The sequence below is a fragment of the Yoonia sp. I 8.24 genome, from assembly GCF_022096995.1.
Taxonomy (GTDB): domain Bacteria; phylum Pseudomonadota; class Alphaproteobacteria; order Rhodobacterales; family Rhodobacteraceae; genus Yoonia.
Window position 1 is genome coordinate 12,451 of record NZ_JACXGQ010000011.1, and the last position, 16,789, is coordinate 29,239.

18 protein-coding genes are annotated in these 16,789 nt (G+C 54.8%); 16 read left to right on the forward strand and 2 right to left on the reverse strand.

Annotation, left to right across the window (positions count from 1 at the left end; all coding sequences use genetic code 11):
- Positions 1–40: 40 nt before the first annotated feature.
- Positions 41–400 carry a hypothetical protein gene (locus Yoon_RS16700; RefSeq protein WP_238113787.1) on the forward strand — a complete coding sequence of 120 codons (360 nt, stop codon included), beginning with the start codon at positions 41–43 and terminating at the stop codon, positions 398–400.
- Here Yoon_RS16700 and Yoon_RS16705 read toward each other — a convergent pair.
- A complete protein-coding gene (locus Yoon_RS16705) occupies positions 397–2,553 on the reverse strand; it encodes a transglycosylase domain-containing protein (protein ID WP_238113789.1) in 2,157 nt (718 codons plus the stop codon). The genes Yoon_RS16700 and Yoon_RS16705 overlap by 4 nt on opposite strands.
- 273 nt (positions 2,554–2,826) lie before the next feature.
- Here Yoon_RS16705 and Yoon_RS16710 point away from each other — a divergent pair, with 273 nt between their 5' ends.
- The 6 genes from Yoon_RS16710 to Yoon_RS16735 all read left to right on the forward strand — a co-directional run bounded on the left by Yoon_RS16710 (position 2,827) and on the right by Yoon_RS16735 (position 8,500).
- Positions 2,827–3,165, forward strand: coding sequence for a P-II family nitrogen regulator (locus tag Yoon_RS16710; RefSeq protein ID WP_113776946.1), 339 nt, complete (start codon positions 2,827–2,829; stop codon positions 3,163–3,165).
- A gap of 30 nt (positions 3,166–3,195) precedes the next feature.
- On the forward strand, positions 3,196–4,524 hold the full coding sequence (locus Yoon_RS16715) for an ammonium transporter (protein WP_370642211.1): 1,329 nt from the start codon (positions 3,196–3,198) through the stop codon (positions 4,522–4,524).
- Positions 4,525–4,755: 231 nt separating this feature from the next.
- Entirely contained in the window at positions 4,756–5,757 is a 1,002-nt protein-coding gene (gene dgcN, locus Yoon_RS16720) for an N-acetyltransferase DgcN (RefSeq protein ID WP_238113791.1), read from the forward strand.
- A gap of 66 nt (positions 5,758–5,823) precedes the next feature.
- Positions 5,824–6,783: an N-acetyl-D-Glu racemase DgcA gene (gene dgcA / locus Yoon_RS16725; RefSeq protein WP_238113793.1), complete on the forward strand. Its 960-nt coding sequence runs from the start codon at positions 5,824–5,826 to the stop codon at positions 6,781–6,783.
- Positions 6,780–7,646 (forward strand): D-amino-acid transaminase, encoded by an 867-nt coding sequence (locus Yoon_RS16730; RefSeq protein WP_238113795.1) that lies wholly within the window; start codon positions 6,780–6,782, stop codon positions 7,644–7,646. Before dgcA ends, Yoon_RS16730 begins: the two co-directional genes overlap by 4 nt.
- Before the next feature lie 185 nt (positions 7,647–7,831).
- Positions 7,832–8,500 carry a hypothetical protein gene (locus Yoon_RS16735; RefSeq protein ID WP_238113797.1) on the forward strand — a complete coding sequence of 223 codons (669 nt, stop codon included), beginning with the start codon at positions 7,832–7,834 and terminating at the stop codon, positions 8,498–8,500.
- 41 nt (positions 8,501–8,541) lie between these two features.
- On the opposite strand, the gene Yoon_RS16740 is transcribed toward Yoon_RS16735, so the two are convergent.
- Positions 8,542–8,835, reverse strand: coding sequence for a DUF1244 domain-containing protein (locus tag Yoon_RS16740; RefSeq protein WP_238113799.1), 294 nt, complete (start codon positions 8,833–8,835; stop codon positions 8,542–8,544).
- Positions 8,836–9,019: 184 nt separating this feature from the next.
- On the opposite strand from Yoon_RS16740, the gene pyk reads away from it, so the two are divergent.
- The 9 genes from pyk (at position 9,020) to pheT (ending at position 16,778) form a co-directional block, all read left to right on the forward strand.
- The gene (gene pyk, locus Yoon_RS16745; protein WP_238113801.1) at positions 9,020–10,465 is read left to right on the forward strand and encodes a pyruvate kinase; all 1,446 of its coding nucleotides are present in this window, start codon (positions 9,020–9,022) and stop codon (positions 10,463–10,465) included.
- Positions 10,466–10,498: 33 nt separating this feature from the next.
- The gene (locus Yoon_RS16750) at positions 10,499–10,723 is read left to right on the forward strand and encodes a hypothetical protein (protein ID WP_238113803.1); all 225 of its coding nucleotides are present in this window, start codon (positions 10,499–10,501) and stop codon (positions 10,721–10,723) included.
- A 110-nt stretch (positions 10,724–10,833) separates the two neighbouring features.
- Entirely contained in the window at positions 10,834–11,034 is a 201-nt protein-coding gene (gene rpmI, locus Yoon_RS16755; RefSeq protein ID WP_238113804.1) for a 50S ribosomal protein L35, read from the forward strand.
- A gap of 17 nt (positions 11,035–11,051) precedes the next feature.
- Positions 11,052–11,414 carry a 50S ribosomal protein L20 gene (gene rplT / locus Yoon_RS16760; RefSeq protein ID WP_106746300.1) on the forward strand — a complete coding sequence of 121 codons (363 nt, stop codon included), beginning with the start codon at positions 11,052–11,054 and terminating at the stop codon, positions 11,412–11,414.
- 91 nt (positions 11,415–11,505) lie between these two features.
- The gene (locus Yoon_RS16765; RefSeq protein ID WP_238113806.1) at positions 11,506–12,240 is read left to right on the forward strand and encodes a hypothetical protein; all 735 of its coding nucleotides are present in this window, start codon (positions 11,506–11,508) and stop codon (positions 12,238–12,240) included.
- 78 nt (positions 12,241–12,318) lie between these two features.
- Positions 12,319–13,383: a phenylalanine--tRNA ligase subunit alpha gene (gene pheS, locus Yoon_RS16770; protein WP_238113809.1), complete on the forward strand. Its 1,065-nt coding sequence runs from the start codon at positions 12,319–12,321 to the stop codon at positions 13,381–13,383.
- 5 nt (positions 13,384–13,388) lie between these two features.
- Positions 13,389–13,748, forward strand: a complete 360-nt coding sequence (locus Yoon_RS16775; RefSeq protein WP_238113811.1) for a DUF2513 domain-containing protein — start codon at positions 13,389–13,391, stop codon at positions 13,746–13,748.
- 109 nt (positions 13,749–13,857) lie between these two features.
- On the forward strand, positions 13,858–14,286 hold the full coding sequence (locus Yoon_RS16780; RefSeq protein ID WP_238113813.1) for an ASCH domain-containing protein: 429 nt from the start codon (positions 13,858–13,860) through the stop codon (positions 14,284–14,286).
- A gap of 95 nt (positions 14,287–14,381) precedes the next feature.
- Positions 14,382–16,778, forward strand: a complete 2,397-nt coding sequence (pheT, locus tag Yoon_RS16785; protein WP_238113815.1) for a phenylalanine--tRNA ligase subunit beta — start codon at positions 14,382–14,384, stop codon at positions 16,776–16,778.
- Positions 16,779–16,789: the final 11 nt, after the last annotated feature.

The window sequence follows — 16,789 nt, forward strand, 5'->3', positions numbered from 1 at the left end:
AGATTGATCATCTTACCGTATTCCCGCTAGCCTTGATGATATGACATATTTACCTAAAATTGCCTTTGCCCTGCTTGCCCCTAATCTCGCGTTTGCCGTCCCATTTGACGGTGTCTATAAACAGACGGCCCATTCGGAATGCGCGTTGGTTGGTGTTGATGGCGGGTCGCTTGAGATCAAAGACGGGATTTTTTATGGCGTTGAAATGCAATGCCGCATGACCAACCCCGTTGATATCAACGATATGGACGCAACCATTTTTCAGATGGAATGCTCGGGCGAGGGGCAAACTTGGTCAGAACGTGCCATCCTAATGAATGACGCCGAACAGACCGGCATCATTATGGTGTGGAACGGCTATGCGTTTCGCTATTCGCGCTGCGAAGAAGGCGAATATTAGTCGCCGATAATCGAATCCAGCAGATTCAGGATATCTTGATCCAGCACTTCACCGCCTTCGCTGTGCAAGAGACCAGAATCGACAGGGCGTTCCGGTACAGTCAGCGGTAGCGGCGTTGGTGTTTTATCGGCCAGAACACGGGTCATGGTTTCGCGCCAAATCGTTGCGGGCAGCCCGCCACCTGTGACACCTGTCAGTGGACGGTTATCATCGTTGCCCATCCAAACCCCGGTGACATAATCGCCGGTAAATCCGATAAACCACGCGTCACGTGCCCCTTGGGTGGTGCCGGTTTTACCCGCGATTTCCCAACCATCAATCTGCGCGCGACCTCCGGTGCCTTCTTCAACAACTTTTGTCATCATCCACGTCAGCTGACGTGCCGCGTTTTGACTGATGATCCGTTCGCCGATGCCGGATCCTTGCGAATCCATCAGTGAATCGCTGTCGCCACGGATGCGCAGATCCACCAAACCATAGGGTGTCACTTGCGACCCACCGTTCAAAATGCCTGCATAGGCACCTGTCATATCCAGCAGAGTGCTTTCGGACACGCCCAGCGCTAGGGCAGGCCCCGCCGCCAAGTCTCCGTTGAGCCCAAAGCCGTTGGCGACGTTGCGTACCAGTTCGCGACCGACGTCCTCGGATAAGACAATCGCAGGGATGTTGCGGCTTTCGGCAAGGGACTGGATCAGGGTGATCGGCCCTTTGAATTCGCGGTCATAGTTTTCGGGGCACCAATCGCCTGCGCCGCGTCTGCTCCAACACGTGCGGGCATCATCGATCATGGTGTAAGGTGACACGCCAAGATCAAGCGCCGCAGCAAAGATAAACGGTTTGAACGAAGACCCAGTCTGCCGATTGGCTTGGGTCGCGCGGTTGAACGCGCCCGTTTCACCGATGTTGCGCCCGCCGACCATTGCGCGGACCGCGCCGTCTGCCGACATAACGACAATCGCGGCTTGTGCTGTTGAATCGGCGCTGACCCTTTCCTCGAACACGCTGATCATCGCCTCTTCGGCGGCTGCTTGGATTGCGGGATCAAGGGTGGTGCGGATATGCACATCTTCGGTGGTGTTGCGGGTGAACGATTCTGGTCCACTGCGCATAATCCAATCGGCAAAGAAGGTGGCGGCATTTGCGCGTGCGGTTTCCGATAGGGTCGCGGGGTTGGTTCGGGCCTCATCAGCCTCGGCGGTCGTTAAATGGCCTTGGGCCTCCATCAAGCCGACGACGACAGCAGCACGGTTCTGGGAGCGCTGCAAATTGGCGGTAGGCGCTAAGGTTGACGGCGCGGTGAGCAACCCGGCCAACATCGCCGACTGCGCGGGGTCTAACGCTCTTGCCGGAATGCCAAAGTAGCGCTGCGATGCGGCCTCAAAGCCGCGTGCACCTGCGCCTAGGTAGGCGCGGTTCAGATAAATGGATAAGATTTCGTCTTTGGTGTAGGCGATTTCCATACCAACAGAATACACAGCTTCGCGGGCTTTACGCCAAAGCGAGCCTTGGCGGCAGTCTCTTTCATAATCAGTTTCGGATTCCCATTTTGTTGGATCATAGGGCACGCCAAGACAAAGCAGTTTGGCGGTTTGCTGCGTGATTGTAGAGCCCCCGTGGCCAGACAGCGGCCCGCGCCCTTCGCGCAGGTTGATCCGTACAGCGGATGCGATCCCGCGCGGGGAAATACCAAAGTGGCGATAGAAACGCTTATCCTCGGTGGCGATCACCGCATTGGTAAGGTGGTCCGATACGGTATTCACTGTGACCATGCCGCCAAACTGGTCACCGCGCCAAGCAAAGACTTCGCCGCGGAAGTCGGTCATTGTGACCGATCCACGCGTCCGCCCGTCAATTAGCTCTTCAACGGGGGGCATCTGAGCTGCGAAATAGAATGAAAATCCGGCGATGATCAGGCCAACGACAAGACCAAGACGCCAGCTAACGGCCCAAATGATGCGCAAGGCCCAACGGAACGGCAGCAGAATCCAGCCCAATAGCCCGCGCGGCTTGCGCGGCTTTGGCGCGGATTTGCGGCGGGCCGCAGGTTTCGCGGTTGGCTTTTTCTTTGGCGCGGGCTTCTTTTTTGGCGTTTTTTTCGCCGGGTAGCGCTTATCTGCCACCAAAGGTGTCCGCTTATTGCCGTTTCCAGTCATTGTCTGCTCGATTGATTATTTATCAGGTTTTTTACAACCATAACGTCGGTTTTCACAAATGTAGAGCACGATGAGTCGTGCATACCATGTTTTTATATCGCACAAAAAGTAGGCTATTGTGGTAGTTTGTGCAAAAATTGTGCAACTGTGGTCGTTTTTGGGGCAGTTTAACACCTCGGAAACCTTGCTCGGACGGGACACACACGGTTTTTGTCCCCTTGCAAGCCGTCGCTGCAAAAGCGGCGTGCATTTAAATATTGCAAGGGGAAGAACGTGAAACTCATCATTGCAACAATCAAGCCGTTTAAACTCGAGGAGGTCCGCGAAGCGCTGACCACCGTGGGTGTACGTGGCATGATGGTGTCAGAAATCAAGGGCTTCGGCTCGCAATCCGGCCACACTGAAATTTACCGCGGCGCAGAATACGCCGTGAATTTCGTGCCAAAGGTCAAGCTTGAAGTCGTCGTGCCAGCGTCGATGGCCGAGCAGGTGGTTTCCACCATCGCATCCACCGCTAAAACCGAAAAAATCGGCGACGGCAAGATTTTCGTTCTCGACGTTGAAAGCGCCGTTCGCGTGCGGACAGGCGAGACAAACGACGACGCGCTTTAAGCGCGCCCAAAAAACAAGGGACAGACACTAATGAAACTCTCAAATCTTATTCCAGCCACAGCGCTCGCGACCGCGATGCCGTTGGTGGCCTTTGCACAGGACGCCGAAGTGGCGGTCGCCGTGCCAACGGATTCCGTCTTTATCTTTAACACGCTGCTGTTCTTGATCGGCGGCTTTCTTGTATTCTTCATGGCTGCGGGCTTTTCCATGTTGGAAGCCGGTCTGGTGCGCTCTAAGAACGTGACCACACAGCTGACCAAAAACGTCGCGCTGTTTGGTTTGGCGTCAATCTTCTACTACCTCATCGGTTACAACCTGATGTACCCACTGGGCGATTGGGCAATCGAAGGCTACCTATCTGGCCTCTTCGGTCCAGGTGTTCTGGAAGCTGTTGGTGTGACGGCAGAAGGTGCTGACGACTACGGCTATGCGTCAACCGGTTCAGACTTCTTCTTCCAGCTGATGTTCTGTGCGGCAACCGCATCGATCGTTTCTGGTACCGTCGCTGAGCGTATCAAACTGTGGCCATTCTTGATCTTCACGATCATCTTGACTGCAATCATCTACCCAATCACTGCGTCTTGGACTTGGGGCGGCGGTTTTGTTGGCGAAGCTGGCTTCTCTGACTTTGCTGGTTCGACCATCGTTCACTCTGTTGGTGGCTGGGCTGCGTTGACTGGTGCGATCATTCTTGGACCACGTTTGGGCAAATACAAAGATGGTAAGGTAACACCTTTCCCGGGCTCAAACCTGCCATTGGCGACATTGGGTACATTCATCTTGTGGATGGGTTGGTTCGGCTTTAACGGCGGCTCACAGCTTGCAATGGGTTCTGTTGGCGACGTTGCAGATGTTTCGCGCATCTTCTCGAACACCAACGCGGCTGCTGCTGGTGGTGCCGTTGCTGCGCTGCTTCTCACACAGCTTTTGTACAAAAAAGTCGACCTGACAATGGTTCTGAACGGCGCACTTGCTGGTCTGGTGTCTATCACGGCCGAGCCTTTGGCACCGTCTTTGGGCCTTTCTACGATCATTGGTATGATTGGCGGCGTCTTGGTTGTTGTTAGCGTACCACTTCTTGATAAGTTCAAGATCGATGACGTTGTTGGCGCGATTCCAGTTCACCTCGTCTGCGGTATCTGGGGTACGCTGGCTGTTGTGCTGACTGGCACTGCAACCATTGGCGACCAACTGTTCGGTATCGTTGTGATCGGTCTTGCGACCATCGTTGCATCGGCTGTTGTCTGGTTCATCCTGAAAGCAACCGTCGGTATCCGGGTTTCTGAAGAAGCTGAAATCAACGGTTTGGACGTGTCCGAGCTGGGCATGGAAGCCTACCCAGAGTTCTCAAAAGGCTAATACTTAACCTTTGTTAAGTGAGCATGACCTGGGCGTTCGCGCCCGGGTTTTTTTGTGCGCTGGTGGATCGAGATCCACCCTACGGGCAGTACGCAAAATTATTCGAACTATTGCAATTTTGCGCTATATTCTTGCGTCTTCTGGCGGGCAATGGGCTGAGATAGCAAAGAATTCCCGTGATTGGCGCTGTAATCGTCAAGAAAGAGTTTTCCCTGCATTCGGAGTAGTCCCATGATCCAGACCCCATATCTTTTGTTTCTTGGCGATGCGCCTGATCAGCTTGCCGCGAAGGTGGCGCAGGGGATCAAAGATTGGCGCCCCGATAACGCCGTCGGGCAATTTCGCATGCCAGGTTGTGGTGCAGACGTCGGCATTGCCGATATGACGCTCGCCCAAGCGAAAGAGGCTGGCGCAAAGACGCTTGTTATCGGGGTCGCCAATCGCGGTGGCGTGATTTCGGATGCGTGGAAAGAGGTCTTGGTAGAAGCCCTGCAAATGGGCTTTGATGTTGCTTCGGGTCTGCACAATTTGCTGCGCGATGAAAACGACCTGATGGCGGCTGCACGTGTGAACGGACGCACCCTATTTGATGTGCGCATTCCGTCTGTCGCCTATCCAATTGCGAATGGCAAAAAACGGTCCGGAAAACGCTGCCTTGCCGTGGGGACAGATTGTTCCGTTGGGAAAATGTATACCGGGCTTGCGATGGATGCTGAGATGCAAAAACGCGGCATGAATTCCACCTTCCGCCCGACCGGCCAGACAGGGATTTTGATCACCGGGGGCGGTGTACCGCTTGACGCTGTGATCGCTGATTTCATGGCGGGTGCGGTCGAATACCTGACCCCGGACAATGATGATGATCATTGGGATCACATTGAGGGGCAGGGCAGCCTGTTCCACGTGTCTTATTCTGGTGTGACAATGGCGTTGATTCATGGCGGCCAGCCCGACGCGCTTGTGTTGGCGCATGAACCGACCCGCGCCCATATGCGCGGTCTTCCGGGGTATGCGTTGCAAAGCCTTGAAAAATTGCGTGATACAGCGCTTCCGTTGGCACGTATTGCGAACCCCGACTGCCAAGTGATTGGTGTTTCAGTGAACACCCAGCATCTGTCTGAACCGGAAGCCGAGGCATATCTGGCCGAAGTCGAAGCCCGCATGGGGCTGCCGGCTGTTGATACATATCGCCAAGGCGCTGGCCGTCTGGTCGATGCGCTTGCGGGGCTATAAGATCAGATTTAGCAAAATCTGATCGGCTCCGCCGGGAGTATTTTGTGGAAAAAAGAAGGGGTGGGCATGCAGATTGAAGTGAACTCTGATGTATTTCGACTCGCGCAGGTATTCACCATCAGTCGCGGGTCGCGTACGCAGGCCGAAGTGTTGACTGTAACTGTACGCGATGACGGCGTGGTCGGGCGCGGCGAATGTGTGCCCTATGCCCGCTACGATGAAACGCTTGATAGCGTCACCGCGCAGATTGCAGGTTTCGACGGGGCCTGGAGCGATTTGCCTGATGCATTGCCCGCTGGGGCTGCGCGTAATGCGCTGGATTGTGCGTATTGGGATCACGCGGCGAAACGTGCGGGTAAACGCGTGTGGGATTTGTTGGGTTTGCCCGCGCCCAGCCCCGAGATCACGGCCTTCACCCTGTCACTGGACACGCCTGATGCGATGCAAGTGCAGGCCGCAAAAAACGCGTTTCGTCCGCTGTTAAAGATCAAGCTTGGCACCCCGGACGATATGGCCCGGCTAGAGGCCGTGCGCCGCGGTGCGCCTGACGCGCAGATTATCGTGGACGCCAACGAAGGCTGGACAGCGGATGTTTATGCCGATCTTGCCCCACATCTGATCCGCCTTGGTGTGCGGATGGTTGAACAGCCGTTGCCCGCAGGTGCCGATGATATGCTTGCTGAGATCGCGCGGCCCTTGCCCGTTTGCGCCGATGAAAGCTGTCATGATCGCGCAAGCCTGCCGGGCTTAATGGGCAAATATGATATGGTGAATATCAAGCTTGATAAAACTGGCGGATTGACCGAGGCTCTTGCCTTAAAAGAACAAGCGATCAAAGAAGGTTATGGCGTGATGGTCGGCTGCATGGTCGGATCGTCGCTTGCGATGGCCCCAGCGACCATTTTGGCGCAGGGCGTGGCGTTTACGGACCTTGACGGCCCGCTGTTATTGGCCGAAGACCGTGACCAACCACTGCAATTTGATGACAAAGGCGTGCATGCACCTGCCGCCGCATTATGGGGATGACCATGCGCACAGTATACGTCAACGGCGACTACCTACCTGAAAACGAAGCCAAGATTTCGATCTTTGATCGCGGGTTCTTGATGGCCGACGGTGTTTACGAGGTGACATCAGTTCTGGACGGTAAGCTGATCGATTTTGATGGTCACGCGAAGCGGCTCGCACGTTCCTTGGATGAGCTGGACATGCCGCACCCGGCCGTGCTGCCCAATTTGCTTGAGGTGCATCGTGAACTGGTCCGTTTGAACGGCATCGAAGAGGGCATGATTTATCTGCAAATCACACGTGGTGCACCTGATGACCGTGACTTTGCTTTTCCCGATCCCGAAGCAACTACGCCAACTGTGGTGCTGTTCACGCAAAACAAACCCGGTCTTGCCGATAATCCGGTCGCGCAAAAAGGCATCAAAGTGATCTCTATCGAAGATCAGCGCTGGGCGCGTCGTGACATTAAGACCGTGCAATTACTTTACCCATCCATGGGCAAGATGATGGCCAAGGCCGCGGGTGCCGACGACGCATGGATGGTTGAAGATGGGGCCGTAACCGAAGGCACGTCAAACAACGCCTATATCGTCAAAGGTAATACGATCATTACCCGCAACCTTGGCAATGAAATCTTGCACGGTATTACCCGTGCCGCAGTTTTGCGTTTTGCGCGCGAAGCCCAAATGCAAGTCGAAGAACGCAGCTTTACCATTGCCGAGGCGCAAGAGGCGGATGAGGCGTTTATCACCTCGGCCAGCACATTTGTGATGCCTGTGGTCGAAATCGACGGCGCTAAAATCGGCACTGGCACACCGGGTTCGATCGCAGGTCGTCTGCGCGAGATTTACCTAGAAGAAAGCCGCAAGGCTGGCATCTAACATATTTCGCTAGAGGTATTATTGAGCTGCAGGGTACCCCCCTGCGGCTTTTGCATTGGGCATATATGTTCGGTGTCCGTTTTGATTTATTTTGTCTTTTTTCAAATGAGTTGGGATTAAAGCTGCCCTCTCAGCTGTTGGTTACATTGAGCGAGGTTTGCTCGTGATCAATAGAGGAAAGTATTATGAAAGTTTTTGGTGCAGCCCTAGCCGGAGTTGCCAGTCTTTTTGCGACGTCAGCGCTGGCACAAGACGCAGGTGGTTTTTACGCGGGCTATGAAATATTGCAATTTCAGTGGAGTGATACTGGGGGCGACGAACAGCAAGAGGATCTGTCCACCGGTGGGCGTGTGACCTTTGGCTACAACACATCTGATGACAATTCTGTCCGTTTGCGCGTCTTTGGGTTTGCTGCTGTCGATGAAGGCGGCGCCGATATCGAGCTGGGGTACGCAGACCTAGAGTATGTGTCCCAGATTGCGCTGAGCGACACAGTATCTGCCGAATTCAGTGCTGGTGTCCGGCGTCTTAAACTTTTGGCGCCAGATGGTGAGTGGGATGGTTCGACGGGTCCAGTTATTGCGGCCAAAATTACGTCAGATTTGGGAAAAGGGTTTGGGTTTTACGGTGGTGCGCGCACGTCCGTTGTATTCGGCATCGAAGACGAAGATGACGATTTTCATCAAGTCGCTGCATCCGAACTGAGCACAGGGTTCACATGGTCGCGTGCAGTTGGCGCGGGCGCATTGGATATTAACTTCGGAGCAGAAGCGCAGAACTATCAATCTGTCCGCGACGGCGAAGAAGATTACGGCCTGATTGGTTTTGCGATCGGCGCAAACTATAGTTTTTAGCGTTCGCACGCTTTGGGTCACCGCATTTGGTGGCCCAACCCTCAACCATGCGATTCCTTAAATGCCTCTTGCGCCTCGGGGCTTGCTTCGGTCTGGTGTTTTGCTTTCCATTCCGCAAACGGCATTCCATAGAACGCTTCGCGTCCTGCGTCTTTGTCCATCTCTATGCCATGTTCGTTCGCGGCCTCTTGGTACCAACGTGACAGGCAGTTGCGGCAGAATCCGGCTAGATTCATCATATCGATGTTTTGTGCATCAGGCCGATCTTGCATCAAATGGTGTTGCAGGCGCCGAAATGCTGCAGCTTCGATCTCGATCCGGGTTTGGTCGTCCATGGTATCCTCCGTTGTTGTCTTAACCTAACTGCAATGGGGGCCCATAAAAAGGGCGCGTGTGACATGTTTGATGTCATTCCGGTGTCACGCGTAGTAGGCTAGTTGTGATAGAGATAGAATTGCGCAATAAGGGCGCAAAGCCGGGTGTTATCGCTAACGGCATTAGACGCACGAAGGAATTATCATGAGACGCCACCGTAACGTAAAGATCGTCGCCACACTTGGCCCTGCCTCTAATGATTACGAAATGATCCGTGCGTTGCACGAAGCAGGTGCAGATGTCTTTCGTCTAAATATGTCGCATGGCGACCATGCTGAAATTCGCGTCCGCCACGAAATTATTCGTCAGGTCGAAAAAGACTTGGACAGCCCGATCTCAATTCTTGCTGACTTGCAGGGGCCGAAACTGCGTGTTGGTGTCTTCGCAAATGGTGAAGAAGAGCTGGTCGTTGGTGCATCGTTCCGGTTGGATCTTGATGATGCCGAAGGCGACGTCAATCGCGTGAAGCTGCCGCATAAAGAAATTTTTGATGCCCTAGAGCCCGGCGCGCATTTGTTGGTGAATGACGGCAAAATCAAGCTGCGCGTCAAAGACTGCGGCGCGACTTTTGCGGATTGTGAAGTCATCGTCGGCGGCACAATTTCGAACCGCAAAGGCGTGAACGTGCCAGACGTGACCCTGCCATTGGCGGCGCTGTCTGAAAAGGATCTCAAAGATCTCGAATTCGTATGCGAGTTGGGTGTCGATTGGTTGGCCCTATCGTTCGTGCAGCGCGCCGCCGATGTTGAGCAAGCCCGTGCCTTGGCGAAAGGTCGCGCTGCGATCCTGTCTAAAATTGAAAAACCAAACGCTGTGAAATCGTTTGATGAAATTCTTAAGGTCAGTGATGGCATCATGGTTGCGCGTGGTGATCTGGGTGTAGAATTGCCGGTGCACGCGGTGCCCCCAATCCAAAAGCAACTGATCCGCAAATCACGCGCGGCTGCCAAGCCGGTGATCGTTGCGACGCAGATGTTGGAATCGATGATCGATTCTCCAATGCCGACCCGCGCCGAAGTATCCGACGTCGCGACCGCGATTTATGAAGGCGCAGATGCGATCATGCTTTCTGCGGAATCAGCGGCAGGCGATTATCCGATCGAAGCTGTCACCACGATGAACAATGTCGCAGGTGAGGTCGAAACCGACCCAACCTACACGGATATCATCGAGGCATCTCGCCACACCGACGGTAAGACCGTTGCGAACGGTATTGTGTCTGCGGCGCGCGAAATTGCGGAAACGACCGACGTCAAAGCAATCTGCTGTTTCTCACAATCCGGCACGACTGCCTTGCTTGTATCACGCGAACGCCCCCGTGTGCCGATTATTGCCATGACCAGCCATATTGATACGGCGCGTCGCCTTTGCTTGTCTTGGGGGACAAACTGTGTGGTCACTGGCCCGGTTGACCGCTTTAAGGATGCGGTGATTGCGGCGGTCCGTGCGGCCATTGGCCAAAACCTAGCGACCAAAGACGATATGGTCGTAATTACCGCTGGCGTGCCGTTCAACACACCGGGTTCAACCAACATTTTGCGTGTCGCTCCATGCGATGAACGTTTGATTTTTCCGGCGGAAGCGGACTAAGTTACCGAAAAGTCGTGTAACGGGAACGTGAATATGGATTATGACCTGATCTTTGTGGTGGGCGTGCTGTGCTGCGCCTTCGCGATTCCGGCTTTGATTGCGGCGTTCTCGGATCGTCGATTCCCGCGTGTCGCGGTCGCATTTGGTGTGCTGGGCGGCGTCAGTATTGCTTATGCGTTGCAGGAGAATCCGGGCGTCTATGGGATTTCGACGATTGACGAGATCTTTGTCGATGTCATCGGGCGCTATCTGCTCTAATCCACTTGCCAATTGTTCGGATGCGTCCTATACGGCGCGTCTGAACCCGCGCGTCCGGCCGATATGGCATGCCGAGTCGCGTTTTCTACCGACCCAAAGAGGAGACGGAAATGCCGAAGATGAAGACAAAATCGAGCTGCAAAAAGCGGTTCAAAGTGACGGCCTCTGGCCGTGTCGTGGCTGCCCAAGCGGGCAAGCAACACGGCATGATCAAACGCTCGAACAAATTCCTCCGTAACGCACGTGGCACGACCACATTGTGCAAAGCTGATGAAGGTATCGTTAAATCAATGATGCCTTACGCACGTTAATTAGAGGGATTTAGGATATGCGCGTTAAAGGTGGTACAGTCACTCATCGTCGTCACAAAAAAGTTCTCGACGCTGCCAAAGGTTATTACGATCGTCGGTCAAAGACTTTTAAAGTCGCCAAACAGGCCGTCGACAAAGCCAACCAATATGCAACCCGCGACCGTCATAATCGCAAGCGCAACTTCCGCGCTTTGTGGATTCAGCGGATCAACGCAGGTGTGCGGTCGGTTGATGAAACACTGAACTATTCAAAGTTCATCAACGGCCTGACATTGGCTGGCATCGAAGTCGACCGTAAGGTTCTGGCTGATCTGGCCGTGAACGAACCTGACGCATTTGCGACAATCGTTGGTAAAGCCAAGGATGCATTGGCAGCCTAAGCTGACAATGACATGATTGATTTAAGGCCGTATTGGGAAACCAATGCGGCCTTTCTCGTTTTTGGCAACGAAAACGAAACGAATTTACCCGATGTTCCAGTTCATGGTGATACTGCGGCTGACATTGTGCTGTGCGATGCTGATTTGGCCGGTGATCTGCCGGGCGGAAACGGGGTCGCTTGTTGGTGATGGCGCTTTTGGGCAGGCGCAAGGGTTGCTCGCACGTTCAACGGATGCGGTGGAAACAACATCGACCGGGGCGAGCCTATTTGCAGGTAATGCTGAGGGCAGTCTATTCGCCCCGTTCCCTGTCATGCTTAGGCAAGGCGCGCCACTTGATGCGAACCCTGATGTAGTCGCCCATGTGCGCGCAGTCATTGGGCGCGCCGAATCGCCCTTTGCTGGGTATGATGCAGTGCAGCATGGCGCGACGGTCAAGCCTGATAAACCCCCAACACAGATGACGATTGGTGAAATTTTTGCCTGGATCGCGGCAACCCCAGGTCAGCCGCATGCCATTGGACGCTATCAGTTTATTCCAGATACGCTGGCCCGCGTGGTTGAACAAACGGGTGCGCGCCACAGCGATCGGTTTAGCCCTGCGATGCAAGATCGGCTTGCGGATGTGCTCTTGGCCGATGCGGGTCTGCCCGCGTTTCGGGCCGGACAAATCAGTCAGCAGCGGTTTATGAATAACCTCGCGGCGATTTGGGCGGGTCTGCCGACGTCATCTGGGCAGTCAAAATACCACGGCATCGCTGGAAATCACGCCACAGTATCCCTTGCATATTTCAGGTCAGAGATTGCTAAAATCGCGCCGGGATGACCCATGCTAGTCGTGCATATGCTTGCAACTAAGCCCTCATTTCGCTAGCACCGCGTGGATAGTTGCAAGAGGCGCCCCATGGACGATCTGAAATCAAAATACCTTTCACTGGTTGCCGATGCCGCGGACGAGGCAGCGATCGAAGATCTGCGGGTGCAGGCCGTCGGCAAAAAAGGCGAAATCAGCCTGAAAATGCGCGAATTGGGGAAAATGAGCCCGGAAGAACGTCAAGTCGCAGGCCCCGCGCTGAACGCGCTGAAAGATGAAATCAACAGCGCCTTGGCCGCGAAAAAGGTCGCGCTTGCCGATGCGGCGCTGGATGAACGGCTGCGTAGTGAATGGCTGGATGTGACATTGCCATCACGTGACCGCCGCGTGGGGTCAATCCACCCGATCAGTCAGGTCACCGAAGAGGTCAGCGCGATCTTTGCCGATATGGGTTTTTCGGTTGCCGAAGGGCCACAGATCGAATCCGATTGGTATAATTTTGACGCGCTCAACATTCCCGGCCACCACCCTGCGCGGGCCGAGATGGACACGTTTTATACGCATCGCGGCGCGGATGATGACCGTCCGCCGCATGTGCTGCGCACCCATACCAGCCCCGTGCAAATCCGCAGTATGGAGGCAAATGGCGCCCCCATTCGAATCATTTGCCCGGGCCGCGTGTACCGTGCCGACTATGATCAGACGCATACGCCGATGTTTAACCAAGTCGAAGGTCTGGCCATCGACAAAGACATCAGCATGGCCAACCTCAAATGGGTGCTTGAGGAATTTTTTAGCGCTTATTTTGGTGCCCGCGTGAAAACGCGTTTCCGCGCCTCGCATTTCCCGTTCACAGAACCATCCGCCGAGGTGGATATTCAGTGTTCATGGGTTGATGGGCAGTTGAAGGTCGGCGAAGGCGACGGCTGGCTCGAAGTGCTGGGCTCCGGCATGGTCCACCCCAAGGTGCTGCAAGCCGCCAAAATAGACCCTGACCTGTGGCAAGGCTTTGCCTTTGGTGTCGGGATCGACCGGATCGCGATGCTGAAATACGGCATCCCCGATCTGCGGGCGTTTTTTGATTCAGACCTGCGCTGGTTGCGCCACTATGGGTTTAGTGCGTTGAAGGTGCCGACGCTGCATGGCGGGCTGTAGGTGTAATGCCTAAAAGGAATCTAGATAGAATTCGTGAAATAATAGTAGAGGTCATTGATATGCCCTCACAATATGACGACGGATTTGTCGACTTCAGCAAGGAAATGAAGTCTGGAGACTCCTATCAGCTTTATCTTATGCAAAACGCTGGTTTGATTGAGGGAAAAAGCTCTAAGGACGGCTTTTTCTTTATCACAAATCAAGGGCAGGATTATTATGATGCTGTCTGTTCTGAGAGTATTTGGCTAAAAACGAAGGCCGCTGTAACAGAAACTGGTGGCAATGCTACGTTAGAAGTCGTGAAGCAGCTTGCCGTTGGCTATCTAAAGAAAAGTATTTCTGAAAAAACGGGTATCGAATTGTAATCCCGCCCGGCATCGCCGGGCAGCGCCCGGACCTCCCCCATGGGGAGGGCGCTTCGCACCCACCCCGAGGTCCGCACGCCGCCCTCTGTATTGAATGAATGGAAACCAAATGGCCGATGAAATTGAAGACCTGCAAGACACATATCCCGGTGCGGGGACGTTTCGGTTTGGTGATGGACCAGAGCTGTGTCAGCACTTGATTGCGCTGGTCCGCAAGGGCAAAAAACGTGCGACCTGTGCGGCGCTGTCTGAATTTGACGGCGACCCAGACGCGCTGCCCGTTGTTGGCCGCTGCGATATTGCGGCGAATTGGGATGGCACCCCAGCGCTGGTGATCCGCACCACTGGCGTCGAAGAGGTCCGCTATTGCGATGTCACCGAAGAGATGGCGCTGGCCGAGGGCGAGGATGATACGCTGCTTGCTTGGCGCAAGTCACATAAAGCCTATTTCAAGCGCAGCGGCGAGTTTCACCCCGAAATGATGCTCGTGTTTGAAACCTTTGAACTAATCGAAGACCTCGCTGGCCGTGAACTTTGACGGGGCGGTGGGGTAAACCCCACCCTACGGTCTTTCCCATTTGTGCGTAATCCGCTAAGCCCAATCCAACCAATGTAAACCGCAGGACCGGACCTATGAAATTCACCCTCTCCTGGCTGAAACACCATCTTGAGACAGACGCGACCCTTGATCAGATCGCGGACGCGTTGACCGATCTTGGGCTTGAGGTCGAAGGCATCGAAGACCCTGCGGCAAAGCTGCGCGATTTTACCATCGCTAAGGTGACCCACGCCGAAAAGCATCCTGATGCGGACAAGCTGAAGGTCTGTAAGGTGCAGTCGAACGAGGGCGAAACCCAGATTGTCTGCGGCGCGCCCAATGCGCGTGCGGGGATCACTGTGGTCTTGGCAAAACCGGGCACTTATATCCCCGGCCTCGATATCACTATCAAGGTCGGCAATATCCGTGGTGTCGATAGCTTTGGCATGATGGCGTCTGAAAAAGAGCTGGAACTGTCCGACGAGCATAACGGCATCATTGAATTGCCATCGGGTGAGGTTGGCGAGACCTTTGCTGATTGGCTGGCGGCAAACGACCCGTCCAAGGTCGATCCGGTGATCGAGATTGCGATTACGCCAAACCGTCCTGATGCGCTGGGCGTGCGTGGGATTGCGCGTGATCTGGCGGCGCGGGGTTTGGGCACGCTGAAACCTAGTGAAGTTGATCCGGTTGCCGCATCATTCAAGGCGGACCTGAATGTATCTATTGATGATGATACGCTTGATGGCTGCCCAGTTTTCTATGGTCGTTTGATTAAAGGTGTCAAAAATGGCCCTAGCCCAGAGTGGCTCCAGCAGCAGTTGCGTGCTATTGGTTTGCGCCCGATTAGTTTCTTGGTCGATGTCACCAACTGGTTCACCTATGATCTGAACCGTCCATTGCACGTATTCGATGCCGATGAGGTTGCGGGCAACCTACGTGTGCACCGTGCCGCAGGTGGCGAGGTGATCACCGCACTTGATGACAAAGACTACACATTGCAGTCAGGCCAGATGGTGATTTCGGATGATACGGGCGTTGAAAGCATCGCCGGGATCATGGGCGGTGCGGCGACGGGCTGTACTGAAGAGACCGTGAATGTGTTCGTCGAAAGCGCCTATTGGGATCCTGTGCAGATCGCTTATGCGGGGCGCGCGCTGAAGATCAATTCAGATGCGCGCTACCGGTTTGAACGTGGTGTTGATCCGGCATTCACGCCCGAAGGTTTGGAACATGCCGTACGCATGATCGTTGATATCGCGGGTGGCGAAGCGTCCGAAGTTATTCAAGCGGGCAGCGTGCCTGACACGGCGCGTGCCTATAAGCTGGACGCAAAGCGTGTGATTAGCCTTGTTGGCATGGATATTCCTGAAAGCACCCAGCGCCAGACGCTGACTGCGCTTGGGTTTAAGCTCGAAGGCAATATGGCCAGCGTGCCGTCTTGGCGTCCCGATGTGCAGGGTGAGGCCGATTTGGTCGAGGAAGTTGCGCGCATTGCGTCCCTGACGAAATTGCAGGGCGTGCCATTGCCGCGGATGACGGCTGGCGTGCCAAAGCCGATTTTGACTGATGGGCAATTGCGTCAACAAGCGGCGCGCCGGACGGCGGCGACGCTTGGGTACAACGAATGCGTGACCTACACGTTCATCGACCGCGAAGCTGCGACATTGTTCGGTGGCGGCGATTACGCCACGATGCTTGAAAACCCGATCAGTTCAGAAATGTCCCATATGCGCCCCGCGCTGTTGCCCGGTCTGTTGCGTGCAGCCGCCCGCAATCAGGCGCGCGGTTTCATGGATATGGCTTTGTTTGAGGTCGGCGCTGCTTTTCATGGTGGAGAGCCGGGGCAGCAACACAATCTGATCAGCGGCGTATTGATCGGACAGACAGCGCCAAAAGATGTGCACGGTACGGCGCGCCCAGTCGATCTATTTGATGCTAAGGCCGACGCCGAGGCGATCCTGAGCGCGATCGGTGCCCCTGCAAAAGTCCAGATTTTACGTGGCGCATCCGATTGGTGGCATCCGGGACGGCATGGCAAAATCTGCCTAGGCCCGAAAAAAGTCATGGCTGTCTTTGGTGAATTGCACCCCAAAGTGCTCAGCACTATGGGCATCAAAGGGCCGGCTGTCGGCTTTACAATTTGGGTTGATGAAATTCCAACCCCGAAAAACAAATCCGCGACCCGCCCTGCGTTGGCCGCGACCGATTTGCAGGCCGTTGATCGTGATTTTGCCTTTGTGGTCGATGCCGATGTTGCGGCGCTGACATTGGCGAACGCAGCGGCCGGTGCGGACAAGGCGTTGATCGCTGATGTGCGTGTTTTTGATGAATTCATCGGCGGTGCGCTGGGCGATGGTAAGAAATCGTTGGCGGTGACCGTGCGCTTGCAGCCCAAAGATAAGACGCTCAAGGATGCGGATATCGAAGCGGTGTCAGCGAAAATCATTGAAAAAGTCACCAAAGCGACTGGTGGCGTGCTGCGCGGATAAGGGAGAGAACC

What these genes read in the sequence shown, in the direction of transcription:
- Yoon_RS16775 (WP_238113811.1), top strand. Translation starts at nt 13,389, where the DNA reads ATGCCTAAAAGGAATCTAGATAGAATTCGTGAAATAATAGTAGAGGTC.
- Yoon_RS16740 (WP_238113799.1), bottom strand. Translation starts at nt 8,835, where the DNA reads ATGGACGACCAAACCCGGATCGAGATCGAAGCTGCAGCATTTCGGCGC.
- Yoon_RS16700 (WP_238113787.1), top strand. Translation starts at nt 41, where the DNA reads ATGACATATTTACCTAAAATTGCCTTTGCCCTGCTTGCCCCTAATCTC.
- Yoon_RS16750 (WP_238113803.1), top strand. Translation starts at nt 10,499, where the DNA reads ATGGATTATGACCTGATCTTTGTGGTGGGCGTGCTGTGCTGCGCCTTC.
- Yoon_RS16705 (WP_238113789.1), bottom strand. Translation starts at nt 2,553, where the DNA reads ATGACTGGAAACGGCAATAAGCGGACACCTTTGGTGGCAGATAAGCGC.
- dgcA (WP_238113793.1), top strand. Translation starts at nt 5,824, where the DNA reads ATGCAGATTGAAGTGAACTCTGATGTATTTCGACTCGCGCAGGTATTC.
- pheS (WP_238113809.1), top strand. Translation starts at nt 12,319, where the DNA reads ATGGACGATCTGAAATCAAAATACCTTTCACTGGTTGCCGATGCCGCG.
- rpmI (WP_238113804.1), top strand. Translation starts at nt 10,834, where the DNA reads ATGCCGAAGATGAAGACAAAATCGAGCTGCAAAAAGCGGTTCAAAGTG.
- dgcN (WP_238113791.1), top strand. Translation starts at nt 4,756, where the DNA reads ATGATCCAGACCCCATATCTTTTGTTTCTTGGCGATGCGCCTGATCAG.
- Yoon_RS16715 (WP_370642211.1), top strand. Translation starts at nt 3,196, where the DNA reads ATGAAACTCTCAAATCTTATTCCAGCCACAGCGCTCGCGACCGCGATG.
- pyk (WP_238113801.1), top strand. Translation starts at nt 9,020, where the DNA reads ATGAGACGCCACCGTAACGTAAAGATCGTCGCCACACTTGGCCCTGCC.
- rplT (WP_106746300.1), top strand. Translation starts at nt 11,052, where the DNA reads ATGCGCGTTAAAGGTGGTACAGTCACTCATCGTCGTCACAAAAAAGTT.
- Yoon_RS16735 (WP_238113797.1), top strand. Translation starts at nt 7,832, where the DNA reads ATGAAAGTTTTTGGTGCAGCCCTAGCCGGAGTTGCCAGTCTTTTTGCG.
- Yoon_RS16730 (WP_238113795.1), top strand. Translation starts at nt 6,780, where the DNA reads ATGACCATGCGCACAGTATACGTCAACGGCGACTACCTACCTGAAAAC.
- pheT (WP_238113815.1), top strand. Translation starts at nt 14,382, where the DNA reads ATGAAATTCACCCTCTCCTGGCTGAAACACCATCTTGAGACAGACGCG.
- Yoon_RS16765 (WP_238113806.1), top strand. Translation starts at nt 11,506, where the DNA reads ATGTTCCAGTTCATGGTGATACTGCGGCTGACATTGTGCTGTGCGATG.
- Yoon_RS16780 (WP_238113813.1), top strand. Translation starts at nt 13,858, where the DNA reads ATGGCCGATGAAATTGAAGACCTGCAAGACACATATCCCGGTGCGGGG.